At 72.3% G+C, this 14,388-nt stretch carries 14 protein-coding genes and 1 pseudogene; 10 read left to right on the plus strand and 5 right to left on the minus strand.

Annotation, left to right across the window (positions count from 1 at the left end):
* Nucleotides 1-53: 53 nt before the first annotated feature.
* From OHS18_RS34590 to tsaE, 6 genes and pseudogenes are all read left to right on the plus strand, one after another.
* The gene (locus tag OHS18_RS34590) at nucleotides 54-887 is read left to right on the plus strand and encodes a DeoR/GlpR family DNA-binding transcription regulator (RefSeq protein ID WP_328613628.1); all 834 of its coding nucleotides are present in this window, start codon (nucleotides 54-56) and stop codon (nucleotides 885-887) included.
* A complete protein-coding gene (gene xylB / locus OHS18_RS34595; RefSeq protein ID WP_328613629.1) occupies nucleotides 877-2,307 on the plus strand; it encodes a xylulokinase in 1,431 nt (476 codons plus the stop codon). The genes OHS18_RS34590 and xylB overlap by 11 nt, the downstream gene beginning before the upstream one ends.
* Before the next feature lie 4 nt (nucleotides 2,308-2,311).
* On the plus strand, nucleotides 2,312-3,403 hold the full coding sequence (locus tag OHS18_RS34600) for an ABC transporter ATP-binding protein (protein ID WP_328445440.1): 1,092 nt from the start codon (nucleotides 2,312-2,314) through the stop codon (nucleotides 3,401-3,403).
* A gap of 28 nt (nucleotides 3,404-3,431) precedes the next feature.
* Nucleotides 3,432-4,547 carry an alanine racemase gene (gene alr / locus OHS18_RS34605; RefSeq protein ID WP_328613630.1) on the plus strand — a complete coding sequence of 372 codons (1,116 nt, stop codon included), beginning with the start codon at nucleotides 3,432-3,434 and terminating at the stop codon, nucleotides 4,545-4,547.
* On the plus strand, nucleotides 4,544-5,641 hold the full coding sequence (locus OHS18_RS34610; protein ID WP_328445436.1) for an alpha/beta fold hydrolase: 1,098 nt from the start codon (nucleotides 4,544-4,546) through the stop codon (nucleotides 5,639-5,641). Before alr ends, OHS18_RS34610 begins: the two co-directional genes overlap by 4 nt.
* Nucleotides 5,638-6,075 (plus strand): annotated as a pseudogene (gene tsaE / locus OHS18_RS34615) (tRNA (adenosine(37)-N6)-threonylcarbamoyltransferase complex ATPase subunit type 1 TsaE); the annotation flags it as partial. The gene OHS18_RS34610 and the pseudogene tsaE, both read left to right, overlap by 4 nt.
* A gap of 42 nt (nucleotides 6,076-6,117) precedes the next feature.
* Here the strand turns inward: tsaE and OHS18_RS34620 are convergent.
* Together OHS18_RS34620 and OHS18_RS34625 are read right to left on the minus strand one after the other, a co-directional pair.
* Entirely contained in the window at nucleotides 6,118-7,449 is a 1,332-nt protein-coding gene (locus OHS18_RS34620; protein ID WP_328613631.1) for a carboxyl transferase domain-containing protein, read from the minus strand.
* Nucleotides 7,442-8,866 (minus strand): acyl-CoA synthetase, encoded by a 1,425-nt coding sequence (locus OHS18_RS34625; protein WP_328613632.1) that lies wholly within the window; start codon nucleotides 8,864-8,866, stop codon nucleotides 7,442-7,444. Before OHS18_RS34625 ends, OHS18_RS34620 begins: the two co-directional genes overlap by 8 nt.
* A gap of 158 nt (nucleotides 8,867-9,024) precedes the next feature.
* Between OHS18_RS34625 and tsaB the strand changes: the two genes are divergently transcribed.
* From tsaB to tsaD, 3 genes are read left to right on the plus strand one after another with little or no spacing between them, the layout of a single operon-like run.
* On the plus strand, nucleotides 9,025-9,690 hold the full coding sequence (tsaB, locus tag OHS18_RS34630; protein WP_328613633.1) for a tRNA (adenosine(37)-N6)-threonylcarbamoyltransferase complex dimerization subunit type 1 TsaB: 666 nt from the start codon (nucleotides 9,025-9,027) through the stop codon (nucleotides 9,688-9,690).
* The gene (rimI, locus tag OHS18_RS34635; RefSeq protein ID WP_328445430.1) at nucleotides 9,687-10,166 is read left to right on the plus strand and encodes a ribosomal protein S18-alanine N-acetyltransferase; all 480 of its coding nucleotides are present in this window, start codon (nucleotides 9,687-9,689) and stop codon (nucleotides 10,164-10,166) included. Before tsaB ends, rimI begins: the two co-directional genes overlap by 4 nt.
* Nucleotides 10,166-11,212 (plus strand): tRNA (adenosine(37)-N6)-threonylcarbamoyltransferase complex transferase subunit TsaD, encoded by a 1,047-nt coding sequence (gene tsaD, locus OHS18_RS34640; RefSeq protein ID WP_328445428.1) that lies wholly within the window; start codon nucleotides 10,166-10,168, stop codon nucleotides 11,210-11,212. The genes rimI and tsaD overlap by 1 nt, the downstream gene beginning before the upstream one ends.
* A gap of 59 nt (nucleotides 11,213-11,271) precedes the next feature.
* Here the strand turns inward: tsaD and wecB are convergent, their stop codons facing one another.
* The 3 genes from wecB to OHS18_RS34655 all read right to left on the minus strand — a co-directional run bounded on the left by wecB (nucleotide 11,272) and on the right by OHS18_RS34655 (nucleotide 13,477).
* Nucleotides 11,272-12,423 (minus strand): non-hydrolyzing UDP-N-acetylglucosamine 2-epimerase, encoded by a 1,152-nt coding sequence (gene wecB, locus OHS18_RS34645; protein WP_328618627.1) that lies wholly within the window; start codon nucleotides 12,421-12,423, stop codon nucleotides 11,272-11,274.
* Nucleotides 12,424-12,518: 95 nt separating this feature from the next.
* Complete coding sequence (locus OHS18_RS34650; protein ID WP_328445426.1) at nucleotides 12,519-12,701, minus strand: LPXTG cell wall anchor domain-containing protein; 183 nt, start codon at nucleotides 12,699-12,701, stop codon at nucleotides 12,519-12,521.
* 11 nt (nucleotides 12,702-12,712) lie between these two features.
* On the minus strand, nucleotides 12,713-13,477 hold the full coding sequence (locus tag OHS18_RS34655; RefSeq protein ID WP_328445425.1) for a choice-of-anchor P family protein: 765 nt from the start codon (nucleotides 13,475-13,477) through the stop codon (nucleotides 12,713-12,715).
* 368 nt (nucleotides 13,478-13,845) lie between these two features.
* Between OHS18_RS34655 and xrtP the strand changes: the two genes are divergently transcribed.
* The gene (gene xrtP, locus OHS18_RS34660; protein ID WP_328445424.1) at nucleotides 13,846-14,361 is read left to right on the plus strand and encodes an exosortase P; all 516 of its coding nucleotides are present in this window, start codon (nucleotides 13,846-13,848) and stop codon (nucleotides 14,359-14,361) included.
* Nucleotides 14,362-14,388 lie beyond the last annotated feature (27 nt).

Consider the following 14,388-nt stretch of genomic DNA (forward strand, 5'->3'; position numbering starts at 1 on the left):
GAGTTATCGAGTTCTCTGTTAACTCTGAGCGGTAAATCTGGTAAGAAGTCCGTGTGAGCGGCGGCACAGGACCTGGAGACCGGAAGACCCGGCCGTCCGACGCCGTCGTCGAGCAGCGGCGGCAGGACATCCTCGATCACGTCATCGAGCAGGGCGAGGCCCGCATCGACGACCTCACCGCCCGGTTCAAGGTCAGTCTGATGACCATCCACCGCGACCTCGACGACCTCGACGAACGTCGTCTTCTGCGCAAGCTCCGCGGCAAGGTCGCGGCCTATCCCGCGCTCACCATCGAGACCGCCGCCCGCTTCCGCGACACCCTCCACCACGGGGAGAAGGACGCTCTCGGCGAGGCGGCCGCGAAGCACGTCCAGCCCGGCCAGACCGTCTTCGTCGACGACTCGACGACGCTCCTCCCGCTGGTCAAGCGGCTCGCGGAGATCGACGCGCTCACCGTCGTCACCAACTCGCTGCACGCCGCGCGCCTGCTCGGGCCGCGGGTCGACGTCGTGCTCGCCGGCGGGCGCTACAGCCACGAGTACGACTCCTGCGCCGGGCCCGAGGTGCTGAACCTGCTGGACAGCATCCGCGCCGACGTCGCGTTCGTCTCGGTCACCGCCGTCGCGATCGGGCGGCTCTACCACCCCGATCGCGACTACGCGGAGCTGAAGAAGGCCGCGCTGCGGGTCGCGAACCACAACGTCCTCGTCGTCGACCACTCGAAGTTCGGGCGCACCGCGACCTACGCGCACGGCGACGTCGGCGACTACGACCTGCTGATCACCGGCGAGACCACGCCGACCGAGGAAATCGAGGCGGCGCTCAACGCGGGCACCGCGATCGAGATCGTCGAACACGTCGAGGAGGGGCAGCCGTATGACAGCTGAGCTGGTGGCCGGCATCGATTCGTCCACGCAGTCGACCAAGGTCGTCGTGTGTGACGCCGTGACCGGGGAGATCGTCCGCACCGGCCGCGCGCCGCACCCGGACGGCACGGAGGTCGACCCCGCGGCCTGGTGGGAGGCCTTCGAAACCGCCACAACCGGCCTGCTCGACGACGTCAAGGCCATCGGTATCGGCGGCCAGCAGCACGGCATGGTGACGCTCGACGAAACCGGCGACGTCGTCCGGCCCGCGCTGCTCTGGAACGACAACCGCTCGGCGCAGGCCGCGCTCGACCTGATCGACGAGCTCGGCGGGCCGTCCGTCTGGGCGAAGTCCGTCGGCTCGGTGCCGGTCGCCAGCTTCACCGTCACGAAGCTGCGGTGGCTGGCCGAACACGAGCCGAAGCTCGCCGACCGCGTCGCCCGCGTGCTGCTGCCGCACGACTGGCTGACCTGGAAGCTCACCGGCGGCGACCCGGTGACCGACCGCGGTGACGCGTCCGGCACCGGCTACTTCTCGCCGTCCGACAACGCCTACCGCCTCGACGTCCTCGCGCACGCCTTCGGCGGCCGGACGCCGGAGCTGCCGACCGTGCTCGGCCCGGCCGACACCGCCGGCCACACGAAGGGCGGCGTGCTCGTCTCCGCCGGCACCGGCGACAACATGGCCGCCGCGCTCGCGCTCGAACTGCAGCCGGGTGACGTCGTCGTGTCGCTCGGCACCAGCGGCACCGTGTTCGGCGTCGCCGAGACCGGCGCGGCCGACGCGACCGGCGAGGTCGCCGGGTTCGCCGACGCCACCGGCCGCTTCCTCCCGCTGGCCTGCACGCTCAACGCCGCGCGGGTGCTGACGTCGACCGCGGCGATGCTCGGCGCGACGCTGAGCGAGTTCGACCGGCTCGCCCTGCGTGCCGAGCCCGGCGCCGGCGGCCTGACGTTCCTGCCTTACCTGGATGGCGAACGCACCCCGAACCTGCCTGACGCCACCGGCTCGCTGACCGGCCTGACCCGGGCGAACATGACGCCGGAGAACCTCGCGCGCAGTGCCGTCGAGGGCATGCTGTGCGGCCTGGCCGCCGGTCTCGACGCGGTTCGCGCGCACGGCCTCGACGTCCACCGCGTGCTGCTGATCGGCGGCGGGGCGCAGTCGGCCGCCGTCCGCGCGGTCGCGCCGCTCGTGTTCGGCGTGCCCGTGCAGCTGCCCGAGGTCGCCGAGTACGTCGCCATCGGCGCGGCGCGGCAGGCGGCCTGGGCCCTGACTTCCGGTGCGGAACCCCCGTCCTGGCAAGGAAAGAACAAGACGCGGCTCGAGCTGGACGAGCCGACCGAGGCGCAGCGCGCCGAGGGCCACCGGATCCAGCAGCGCCACCTCGAAGCGCGCGAAGCCGCGCACGGGGTCCGGCGGACTTTCGGAGAGGACTGACCCGATGGCTTCCATCACCTACGACAAGGCGACCCGGCGTTACGCCGGCAGCGACCGCCCGGCCGTCGACGCGCTGGACCTGGAGATCGCCGACGGCGAGTTCCTGGTGCTGGTCGGCCCGTCCGGCTGCGGCAAGTCGACCAGCCTGCGCATGCTCGCCGGCCTCGAGGACATCGACGACGGTGCCGTCTGGATCGGCGACCGCGACGTCACCCAGCTGCCGCCGCGTTCGCGTGACATCGCGATGGTGTTCCAGAACTACGCGCTCTACCCGCACATGACCGTCGGGCAGAACATGGGCTTCGCGCTGAAGATCGCCGGGCGCCCCGCGTCCGAGATCAAGCAGAAGGTGCTCGACGCGGCCAAGCTGCTCGACATCGAGGACTACCTCGACCGCAAGCCGAAGGCGCTCTCCGGTGGTCAGCGCCAGCGCGTCGCCATGGGCCGCGCGATCGTGCGCGAGCCGCAGGTCTTCCTGATGGACGAGCCGCTGTCGAACCTCGACGCGAAGCTGCGTGTCTCGACCCGTACGCAGATCGCCGCGCTCCAGCGCCGCCTCGGCGTCACCACGGTCTACGTGACGCACGACCAGGTCGAGGCCATGACGATGGGTGACCGCGTCGCCGTGCTGTCCGACGGCCTGCTGCAGCAGTGCGACACCCCGCGCGCGCTCTACGACAAGCCCGCGAACGCGTTCGTCGCCGGCTTCATCGGCTCGCCCGCGATGAACCTCGTCACCGCGAAGCTCACCACCGACGGCGCCGAGGTGGGCGGCGCGCGCGTGCCGCTGACCCGCGAGATCATCGCCGCCGCCGAGGGCGACACCGTGACGCTGGGCTTCCGGCCGGAGTCGCTCGAGGTGTCGGCCACCGAGGACGGCACCGTGCCGATCAAGGTGGAACTGGTCGAGGAGCTCGGTTCGGACGCCTACGTCTACGGCAAGCTCGCCGAGACCGACGCCGAGGGCACCAAGTCCAACGTCGTGGCCCGGGTCGACCCGCGCAAGCCGCCGGCCATGGGCGACACCCTGCACCTGCGGATCCGTCCCGACGAGCTGCACGTGTTCTCCGCCACGTCCGGGGCGCGCCTGTCCTGACCTCGGGTCATGGGAAACTGGAGGCGTTATGTCCTCCAGTCTTCCCAGGGCCCAGGTCGACATCGACCTCGACGCGATCCGCCACAACCTCGCGCTGCTGGGCGCCCGCGCGCCCGGCGCCGAAGTGATGGCCGTGGTGAAGGCCGACGCCTACGGCCACGGCGCGCTGCCGGTGGCGCGCGCCGCGGTCGAGGCCGGCGCGAGCTGGCTCGGCACCTGCTCGCTCGGCGAGGCCTTGGACCTGCGCCGCGCCGGGATCACGACCCGGCTGTTCAGCTGGCTCGACGTGCCCGAGGTCGACTTCGCCGCGGGCGTCGAGGCGGACGTCGACCTCGCCGCCAGCTCGGTGGGTGAGCTGGCTCGCATCGCCGCGGCCGTCCCAACGGGTACCCGGGCGCGTGTGCACCTCAAAATCGACACCGGCCTCTCCCGCAACGGCTGCCCGCCCGCCGGCTGGGCCGAGCTGGTCGCGGCCGCCGCGGCCGAACCGCGCGTCGACGTCGTCGCGATCTGGTCCCACCTCGCGTGCGCCGACGAACCGGGCCACCCGTCGATCGACGCCCAGGCGAAGCGCTTCGACGAGGCCTACGACGTCGCCCGCGCCGCCGGGCTCGACCCGCAACGCCACCTCGCGAACTCCGCGGCCGTGCTGACCCGGCCGGATCTGCACTTCGACATCGTGCGGCCGGGCATCGCGATGTACGGCCTCAACCCCGTGCCGCAGGCCGAGGACCTGCGCCCGGCCATGACGTTCCGGTCCGCCGTCGCGCTGGTCAAGCGCATCGAGGCCGGGGAATCGGTGTCCTACGGGCACACCTGGACGGCGTCGCGCGACACGAACCTGGCCCTGGTGCCCGCGGGGTACGCCGACGGCGTGCCGCGGTCGCTGTCGGGCCGGATGGATGTCTGGCTCGGCGGGCAACGGCGTCCGGTCGTCGGGCGCGTCTGCATGGACCAGCTGATCGTCGACTGCGGTGACGACGAGCCCGAGGTCGGTGACGAAGTCGTCCTGTTCGGGCGGGGGATGAAGGGCGAGCCGACCGCGCGCGAATGGGCCGACAAGCTCGGCACGATCGACTACGAGATCGTGACGTCGATGTACCGCCCGCGGGTGCGGCGCCGGTATCTGGGAGCGGCCTCGTGACACCTTCACGTCGACTGCTGGCCATCGCCGGCGGGGTCGGGGCCATCGCCACCGGGACCGCCGCCGCCGCTATCGTCGCCGCGCAGCAGCGGCGGCACAGTGAGGACCCGTACGTGGACGAGCCGCTGGGGGAGCTGAAGCCGGACCGCATGTCCACGGTCGCGGCCGACGACGGCACCCCCCTGTCGGTCGAGGAGATCGATTCCGACGACGGCGGCAAGCCGGAACTGACCGTCGTGGGCGTGCACGGCTTCGCGCTTTCCCGGCGGTGCTTCCACTTCCAGCGCCGTGACCTCGCGACGCTCCGGCTGCCGCGGGTGCGTCAGGTCTACTACGACCACCGAGGCCACGGCCTGTCCGGCGCGGCGTCGGCGGAGAACTCGACGATCGAGCAGCTGGCCCGCGACCTCGACGTCGTGCTGCGGTCCGTGGTGCCGGAGGGGCCCATCGTGCTGGTGGGGCACTCGATGGGCGGCATGGTGATCATGGAGCTGGCCGCGGAGTTCCCCCAGCTGTTCGCGGACCGCGTGGCCGGTGTCGCCTTCATCGCGACGGCGGCGGGCGAAGTCGGGGCCCGCGGGCTGCCGCGTTCGCTGCTCTCGAAGTACAACCCGCTGACGCGCGCCGCCGGCGGCCTCGCCGGCTGGCAGCCGGGCTTGGTGGAGTTCGTCCGCGCGGCCGGCGGCCAGCTGACGCGGCAGGCGGTGCGCCGGCTGGCGTTCGGCAGCCGCGACGTCGCGCCCCGGCTCGTCGACTTCATGCTCGAGATGCTGGAAGTGACGCCGGTGCGCGGGCTGGTGAACTTCGTCGACACCCTCGGCAGCCACAACCGCTACGCGGCGCTGGCCGGGCTGAAGACGGCGGAAGTGCTGGTCATCGGCGGTGATTCGGACCGTTTCACGCCGTTCGCGCACGCCGAGCGGATCGCGTCCGAGCTGCCCGACGCGGAGCTGGTGCGCGTCCGCGGCGCCGGGCACATGGTGCTGCTGGAGCAGCCCGACCTGGTGACCAGCTACCTGATCGACTTACTGCAACGCTGTTCCGGTGTGGACGGCGAAGACCCGGCCCGGCGGAACTGGTGGTGGCAGCGTTGACGTATCTGTTCCCGACGCCCGAAGACACGATGGAGTTCGGGCGGTCGCTCGGCCGCTCCCTGCGCGCGGGTGACCTGGTCCTGCTCGCCGGCCCCCTCGGCGCGGGCAAGACCACGCTGACCCGCGGCATCGCGGACGGCCTGGGTGTCGGCGGCCGGGTGAGCAGCCCGACGTTCGTCCTCGCCCGCGTCCACCCGGCGGGCCCTGCGGGCGTCCCGCTGATCCACGTCGACGCGTACCGCCTCGGCGGCGACCTGTCCCAGCTGGACGACCTGGACCTGGACACCGACCTGGAGCGTTCGGCGATCATCGTCGAGTGGGGCGAGGGTTCGGCGGAGCGGCTGTCGTCGGACTTCCTGGTGGTCCGGCTGGACCGCCGCGAGGACGACGTCCGCGAGGTCACCCTGGAACCCCACGGCTCATGGTCGGCACGGGCTGTCGTGAGTGTTCAGGGCGGTTCTAACCGCCCTGAACACTCACGACTCTTGCACCGAGACGACCGCGCGGGCCACGCCCAGCTGCACCAGGTCCTGCGGCCGCAGCCGTAGCTGGTTGGCCAGCTCGGGCACCTCCGAGGCCGGACGTTTCAGGATCGCCGCCGCCGCTTCCGGTGATGTCACCGAGAAGTACGCGTCCGGTGTCACCCACGTCGAGCCCGGCGCCGCGAACGCCAGCGCGCCCCCGGAGCCGCCTTCGCCGATCACCAGCGTCGTCACCGGGGCGACCGCCGTCGCGACCGCCTCGAACAGGTCCGCGATCGCGCCTCCCGCGCCTGCTTGCTCGGCCGCCGCGTCGTTGGCCGCGCCCGGGGTGTCGACCATCGTCAGCACCGGGATCGCCAGCCGCGACGCCAGCCGGACCAACCGCGCCGCCGTGCGGAAGCCCGACGGCAGTGTCGGCGTGCCGCACTGGGCCGCGTACGCGATCGTCCTCCCGTTGCGCCAGCCGAAGCCGCACGCGACGCCGGGGTCGACGCCGCCGCAGCGGTCGCCGCTGATGTCCTCGCGCCAGTCGAAGTACGCGTCCAGGTACTCGACGGCCCTCGCCCGGCGTGGGGAACGCGCGGCCTGGACCGCTTCCCAGCCCGTGTCCGGCAACGCGGCCTCGCGCAGCGCCCGGGGCGGCGGCGCCGCGGCGTTCGACCGGGACGTCAGCAACCGCAGCCAGCGTTCCAGCGCCGCCCCGAGGTTCTCCGGCGCGACGATGGCGTCGACCTGGCCCCACTCGAGCTTCGCCTCCGCCGTGTAGGCCTCGGGCGAACCGGCGGGACGCACTCGCGAACCCGCGAAGCCGACCTGCGCCTCCGGTAGCGCGAGGATGACGTCGGCGCCCGCGCCGAGCGTCGCCCAGCCGCCGCCGGTCGTCGGGTCGCGCAGCACCGCGATCTGCGGGACGCCCGCCGCGCGCGTGCGCGCCGCCGCCCGGGCCACCCGCTGCAGCTGCATGAGCGCGCGCATTCCCTGCTGCATGCGGCTGCCGCCGGTCGCGATCAGCGAGACCACCGGCAGCCGGACGTCGCGGGCGTGCGCGAACGCCGCCTCGATCCGGTCCCCGGTGCGCTGGCCGAGCGAGCCGCCGAGGAAGCCGAACTCGAACGCGATCACGACGGCCTCGGCGTCCCCGATCTTCGCCGTCCCGCAGACGACCGACTCCTTCTCGCCGGTGCGCTCTTCGGCGGCGGAGCGTGCTTCGCGGTAGCCCGGCCAGTCGATCGGCCCGTCGGCGGGCTCCTCGCGCAACGGCGTCGTGAACTCCTCGAAGCCGGTCGAAATCGCTTCGACGACCTCGCGCGCCGGCCGCCTACTCACCGAGCGCTCGCTTCAGGACCTTGCCCATGTCGTTGCGCGGCAAGGCATCCAGGTACCGGACGACCCGCGGGCGCTTGTGCGGGGAAAGCAGCCGCGCGACGTGGTCGGCGAGTTCTCCGAGCGACGGCGGTTCCCCGTCCGGGACGACCCAGGCGACGATCCGCTCGCCGAGGTCGTCGTCCGGCTCGCCGGTGACCGCCGCCTCGGCGACGCCGGGGTGCTCCAGCAGCGCGTTCTCGATCTCGCCCGCGCCGATCTTGTAGCCGCCGCTCTTGATCAGGTCGGTCGCCTTGCGCCCGACGATCTTCACGTACCCGTCGGTGTCGCGCGTGGCCATGTCGCCGGTGCGGAACCAGCCGTCGTCGAACGCGGCCGCGGTGGCGTCCGGGCGGTTGAGGTACTCGGTGAACAGGTTCGGGCCGCGCACCTGGATCTCGCCGACGGTCTCGACGTCGTCGAGCACCTCGCCGGCGTCACCGATCAGCCGCAGGTCCACACCGCCGAGCGGGACGCCGACCGTGCCGGGCTTGCGTTCGCCGTCCGCGCGGACGCTCGTGTTCATCAGCGTCTCGGTCATGCCGTAGCGCTCGACGACCTGCTGGCCGGTCGCGTCGGTGATCCGCTGGTGGTCGTGCACCGGCAACGCGGCGGATCCGGAGACGAGCAGCCGCGCGCCACGCAGCGCGTCGGCCAGCGCGCTGTCGGTGCCGACCTCGCCGGCGATCCGGTGGTACATCGTCGGGACGCCGAACATCATGGTCGCCCCGGCCCTCAGCTCACGCGCGACGCCGTCGGTCGAGAACCGGCCGAGGTGGCGGACCGAGCCGCCGCGGCGCAGCGGGCCGAGGATGCCGAGGATCAGGCCGTGCACGTGGAACAGCGGGAGCGCGTGCACCAGGACGTCGTCGGCGGTCCACGCCCAGGCGTCTTCGAGGGCGTCCAGCGTGGTCGCGATCGAGCGGCGGGGGAGGACGACGCCCTTCGGCGGCCCGGTGGTCCCGGACGTGTAGACGATCAACGCGGGCGCCTCGGCGTCCGGCTCTTCCGCGAGCGGTGTGGCCGGGCCGGTCAGCGGGATGTCCCGCCGTGGCAGGCCGGCCAACCCCTCCGGGAGCTCGACGCCCGGCTCGGCCAGCACCAGCCGCGGCTCGCTGTCGGCGAGGATGTGCGCCAGTTCGCGCTCGCCGATCTTCGGGTTCAGCGGCACCGCGGGAACCCCGGCGAGCAGGGCGGCGACGACGGCGACGCTGGTGTGCAGGGTCGGCGTCGCCCAGACCGCGACGCGGCCGCGGGGCAGCTCGGCGGCGAGACCGCCGGCGACGGCGGCGAGCTCGGCGTAGGTCAGGGCCTGGTCGCCGAATCGGAGGGCTTCGTTGCCCGAGGCTGACGTGAGGGCGGGGAACAACGGGTCGGGCACCGCGGGGACCTCCAGCTCCGGGGACTCGCTCCTGCGAACCCCGATTCGCACGTTACCGTGCGGATCTGGCCCCCGCAGCGACCGGTTTCACAGCAGGGCCCGGGCCCGCGCAGGGTCGCTAAAAAGGACATCCCGGCCTGGTCGTAGGCTGGGACACCGTGTTGGTACTGGCGATCGATACCTCGACCCCGGCGGTCACCGCGGGCGTCGTCGCACTGGACGGCGACCGGGTCGAGACGCGCGGCGACCGGGTCACGGTCGACCCCCGCGCCCACGGCGAGCTGATCACGCCGCACGCGCTGGCCGCCGCGGAAGCCGCCGGCGTCACCCTCAAGGACCTCGACGCGATCGTCGTCGGCGTCGGCCCCGGGCCGTTCACCGGCCTGCGCGCCGGCATGGCCACCGCGGCCGCCTTCGGCCACGCGCTCGGCGTCCCGGTGTACCCGGTCGGCAGCCTCGACGCGATCGCCGCCGACGTCGTCCCGGGTGGGAAGCCGTTCCTCGTGCTCACCGACGCGCGCCGCCGCGAGGTCTACTGGGCGGCCTACGACGCGTCCGGCACGCGCACGCACGGCCCGGACGTCCAGCGCCCGGCCGATCTCGAGACCGACGTCAAAGCGGCGGCCGGTGACGGCGCGATCCTCTACGGCGCGGTCCTCGACGTCCAGCCGATCGAGCCGCGCTTCCCGTCGCCCGCCGGGCTGGTGAAGGCCGCTCGGAGCGTGTTGCTCGCGAAGGAAACGCCGGCCCCGCTGACGCCGTTGTACCTGCGGCGCCCGGACGCCGCCGAGCCGTCGGCGCCGAAACGGGTGACCGCGCCGTGAGACTCGATCCACTGCGCCGCAAGGACATCGCCCGCTGCGTCGAGATCGAGAAGATCCTCTTCCCCGGGGACGACCCGTGGAACGCCCACGCGTTCCACTCCGAGCTGGACATCGGCCACTTCTACCTGGCCGCCCGGCCGGACGACGGCGACGAGGTGCTCGGGTACGCCGGGCTGGCCGTCGTCGGGCGGCGCCGCGGCGAGTACGAGGCGACCGTGCACACCATCGGCGTCGCGCCGGAGTACCAGGGCCAGGGCATCGGCAAGGCGCTGCTGCTGGCGCTGCTGGAGCGCGCCGACGAGTACGAGTCGCCGGTGTTCCTCGAGGTCCGCACGGACAACACGACCGCGCTCGCGCTGTACGAGCGCCACGGCTTCGAACGGCTCGGCATCCGGAAGCGCTACTACCAGCCTTCCGGCGCCGACGCGTACACGATGGTCCGCCCCGCGCGGACGCGAGACGAGGTGGCGGGCTGATGTCGCGCATCATCATGGGCATCGAGAGCTCGTGCGACGAGACCGGCGTCGGCCTGGTCCGCCTGCACGACGACGGTGCGGTCGAGCTGCTGGCCGACGAGGTCGCTTCGAGCGTCGAGCAGCACGCGCGGTTCGGCGGCGTCGTGCCGGAGGTCGCCAGCCGTGCGCACCTCGAAGCGATGGTCCCGACGACTTCCCGCGCTTTCGAGAAAGCCGGGCTGTCACTGTCCGATGTGGACGCCATCGCCGTGACGGCGGGGCCGGGTCTCGCGGGTGCGCTGCTGGTCGGCGTCTCCGCGGCGAAGGCGTACGCGACGGCGCTGGACGTGCCGCTCTACGGCGTCAACCACCTGGCCGGGCACATCGCGGTGGACACACTGCAGCACGGGCCGTTGCCGACACCGTGCCTTGCGCTGCTGGTCTCCGGCGGGCACACGCAGCTGCTGCGCGTCGACGACATCGCGTCGTCGATCACCGAACTCGGGTCCACTGTGGACGACGCGGCGGGCGAGGCGTACGACAAGGTCGCGCGCGTGCTGGGCCTGCCGTACCCGGGCGGCCCGCCGATCGACAAGGCGGCGAAGAACGGCAACCCGGCGGCGATCGCGTTCCCGCGCGGCATGACCGGCCCGCGTGACGCGAAGTTCGACTTCTCCTTCTCCGGCTTGAAGACGTCGGTCGCGCGCTGGGTCGAAGGCGCTCAGCGGCGCGGCGAGGAGATCCCGGTGGACGACGTCGCGGCGTCGTTCCAGGAGGCCGTCGCGGATGTGCTGACGGCGAAGGCGATCCGTGCGGCGAAGGAGCAGGGGATCGGCACGATCGTCATCTCCGGCGGCGTGGCGGCGAACTCGCGGCTGTCGTCGCTGGCGGCGGAACGCTGTGCGGCGGCGGGCATCGAGCTGCGCGTCCCGCGGCCGCGGCTGTGCACGGACAACGGCGCGATGATCGCGGCGCTGGGCGCGCACGTGGTGGCGGCCAAGCGCCCGACGGCGGCGCTGGACTTCAGCGCCAACCCGGCCCTCCCGGTCAACGTCATCTCGCTCTAGTCCTCGTGAGTGTTTAGGGCGGTTCTAACCGCCCTAAACACTCACGACGAGTCTTGGTCCTAGGAAGCCGCGGCGTGCCGGTGCGCGGGCGTCCCGACGCCCAGCAGCTCTTCGATCGCCGCGACCGCCAAGACCGCCGCATTGCCTTCGCCGTACGGGTTTCCCACCTGTGCCGTGCGTAGGTCACCCCGGAGCAGCCGGGCGGCCGTGTCGGCGATCCGGGCCGTGTCCGTGCCCACCAGCCACGCGCACCCGGCCTCGACGACCTCCGCGCGCTCGGTGACGTCGCGCAGGACCAGGACCGGCGTGCCGAACGTCGGCGCTTCCTCCTGGATGCCGCCCGAATCCGTCAGCACCAGGGACGCCAGCCGCAGCGCGCGCACCAGGTCCGGGTACTCCAGCGGGTCGGTCACCGTCACCCGCGGCAGGCCACCCAGCGCGGCCTCCACCTGGTCCCTGACCTGCGGGTTCGGGTGCGCCGGGAACAGCACCTGGACGTCCGGGTGCTCGGCGACGATCAGCTGCACCGCCGCCAGCGTCCGCTCCAGCGGCTCGCCCCAGGACTCGCGGCGGTGCGACGTCACCAGCACCAGCCGCTCGCCCGCCTCGGCGATCTCCATTTCCAGCAGCGCCAGCGCCGTGTCGCGCGCCGGGAGGTCGCGGGCCGCGATCTCCAGGACCGCGTCGACGACCGTGTTGCCCGTGACCGCGATGCGTTGCCGCGGAACGCCTTCCGCGCGCAGCTCCGCCGCCGCGCCGAGGGTCGGGGCCAGGTGCAGTGCGGCCAGGCGGGACACCATCTGCCGCGCGCCCTCCTCGGGGAACGGCGCGGTGAGGTCGTGCGTGCGCAGCCCGGCTTCCAGGTGCACCACCGGGATGCCCAGCCAGAACGCGGCGAGCGCGCCCGCCAGCGTCGTCGTCGTGTCGCCCTGGACGACCAGCGCGGCCGGCGCACACCGGCGCAACGCGTCGTCCAGCGCGGGCAGCAGGCCCGCCACGAGCTCAGCCTGCCCGCCGGTGACGCGCGGCGGGACGTCCAGCCACTCGTCGGCGACCAGGCCGAACGGCAGCAGCGCCTGCTCGACCATGCCCGCGTGCTGGCCGCTGTGGACCAGGATCGGCCGCAGCGCCGGGTGGGCGTCCATGGCCAGCGCCAGCGGCGCGAGTTTGAGCGCTTCCGGGCGGGTCCCGGCCAGCAACATCACGTCCACCCCGCGGTGCTCCTTTTCCACGTCGTCCAGTTTCCACGAGAATTTGGGACCGGGGCCGCCGGCGTGCGAGGGGCGCACGCCGACGGCCCCGGTTTTCAGTGCTCCCGCGCCTGGGAGAGACGGCGGTTGCGGCGGTGGACGGCGATCAGCGCGACGGTCCCGAGCAGGACCAGCAACACGCCGACGGCCAGCCACCACCCGATGTCGGCGCCGGTGGCGGCGAGGGTGCCCACCCCGCCACCGGCCACGCCGACGCCCGCGCCCGGCATCCTGTACATCCGGACCTCGCTCAGGCCGTGCGGCGGTTGCGGAAGATGCGCGTGCCGACCGGCAGCGCGATCGCGCCGAGCAGGCCGAGCCCGACCCACAGGCCGGCCCCGGACGCCAGCGGCATCGGCGGCGCGGCCGGGCCGCAGGTCGCCGACGACACGATCACGTCACCCGAGCCGAGGGCGCCGACGACGCCACCGAGCAGCTTCACGTGGAGCGCGTTGACCGTGAGGCTGCCGTCCTTGTTCTGGATCTGCTCGTTGAGGATGATCGTCGCCACGTTGACCAGGCCGATGGCCACCTTGATCTGGGTGTTCGGCGCCGGGTTGGCGTCGACCGCGCCGATGCTGCCGAGCTTCGCGTCGGCCAGCGTGCTGCTACCCTTGACGCCTTCCTGGGTGGCGGTGCAGACGGCTTCGACGGTCTTGACGCCGACAGTGCCGAGAGCGGCCTTGAGCAGGGGCAGGCCGACGTCGGCGGTGGTCGCCTTGGCCGTCACCGCGCCGGATTCGTCGTCGCGCTTGGCCTCGGCGGTGATCACGCCGGCGGTCAGGATGCCGGCCGCGGTGGCGCCGGCCACCGTGCTCGTCGTCGGACCGGCGGTGTTCGCGACCGCGAGCGGCCCCACGTTCACCGCGGGCTGGCCGAGCAGCGTCACGCCGACTTTGACGCCGTACGCGGAACCGTCGCCGGGGGCCGCCGAAGCGGGGGCCGCGCCGGCGAGCACGACGCTCGCCACGACCGCGGCGAGCAGTCCGCCGCGTCGCACGAGGGAGCTCTTCATCAACTGGTCCTCCGAATTCGCTGAGTTTCTCGGGGGTTGGGTTTACGTGTCTGTGGGCGCGGATGCATCCGGCTTGCCTCGATTCGGCACGCGAATCGACTATCGCCAAGACCGCCCCGAATAGCACACAAAATTTGGCGAATCACCGGATCGGGTAGTGCTTTCGGGTAATCCCGCAGGTCGAATCCGACGTCACCCGGACGGCCTAGCAAGTTCGCGCTCGAAACTGCCGAATGGCCGCCTAAACCCCTCCTCCGAGTGGAACCGCGGGGCGATCATGACTTACGCTCGGGCGGGGTCCGCAGCTTGAACGAGAAATCGACACCGAGAGGAACGTCGTGGCCGTAGCGAGCGCTCCGCACTCAGGGATGACGAAGTTTCCGCTGGTCGTGGCGCTGGCCGCGCTGGCCGCCGCAGGAGCCGTGGTGGTGCTGGCCGAGCGGCTCTACCGCGAACTGGAAGTACGGCTCGCGGGCGCGATCCTCAACGTCATCACTACATCGGGTGTTTACGTAGCGCCCGATCGGGAGTCTGTTTACTTTGGGTTGAGTAGCGCTACTCCATTCGGGTTGAGAATGACACCGGAATGTTCGTCGGCGTTTCTTCTGCTGCCACTGCTCGTTGTCACGATGGCCATGCTCTGGTTCCGGCCCGCGAATGCGCGCCGGTTGTTCTTTTCCCTCGGCATTTCCGCGGTCGTCGTGGTGCTGGTGAACCAGCTGCGCATTCTCACGATCGTCGGCCTGGTCCACTGGCTCGGCCCGGACGAGGGCTACTACTGGGGGCACACGCTGCTCGGCTCGATGGTGAGCGTGTTCGGCGGCGCCGTCTCGCTGGTCCTGTTCGTCTGGCTGGCGACCCGCAAGCCCAAGGTGGCGGCGTGAGCGTCAAGGTCCTGCTGGCGATCACCC

Source organism: Amycolatopsis sp. NBC_00355 (assembly GCF_036104975.1).
GTDB lineage: Bacteria > Actinomycetota > Actinomycetes > Mycobacteriales > Pseudonocardiaceae > Amycolatopsis.

What these genes read in the sequence shown, in the direction of transcription:
- xylB (WP_328613629.1), top strand. Translation starts at nt 877, where the DNA reads ATGACAGCTGAGCTGGTGGCCGGCATCGATTCGTCCACGCAGTCGACC.
- OHS18_RS34600 (WP_328445440.1), top strand. Translation starts at nt 2,312, where the DNA reads ATGGCTTCCATCACCTACGACAAGGCGACCCGGCGTTACGCCGGCAGC.
- alr (WP_328613630.1), top strand. Translation starts at nt 3,432, where the DNA reads ATGTCCTCCAGTCTTCCCAGGGCCCAGGTCGACATCGACCTCGACGCG.
- tsaD (WP_328445428.1), top strand. Translation starts at nt 10,166, where the DNA reads ATGTCGCGCATCATCATGGGCATCGAGAGCTCGTGCGACGAGACCGGC.
- OHS18_RS34650 (WP_328445426.1), bottom strand. Translation starts at nt 12,701, where the DNA reads ATGTACAGGATGCCGGGCGCGGGCGTCGGCGTGGCCGGTGGCGGGGTG.
- OHS18_RS34655 (WP_328445425.1), bottom strand. Translation starts at nt 13,477, where the DNA reads ATGAAGAGCTCCCTCGTGCGACGCGGCGGACTGCTCGCCGCGGTCGTG.
- xrtP (WP_328445424.1), top strand. Translation starts at nt 13,846, where the DNA reads ATGACGAAGTTTCCGCTGGTCGTGGCGCTGGCCGCGCTGGCCGCCGCA.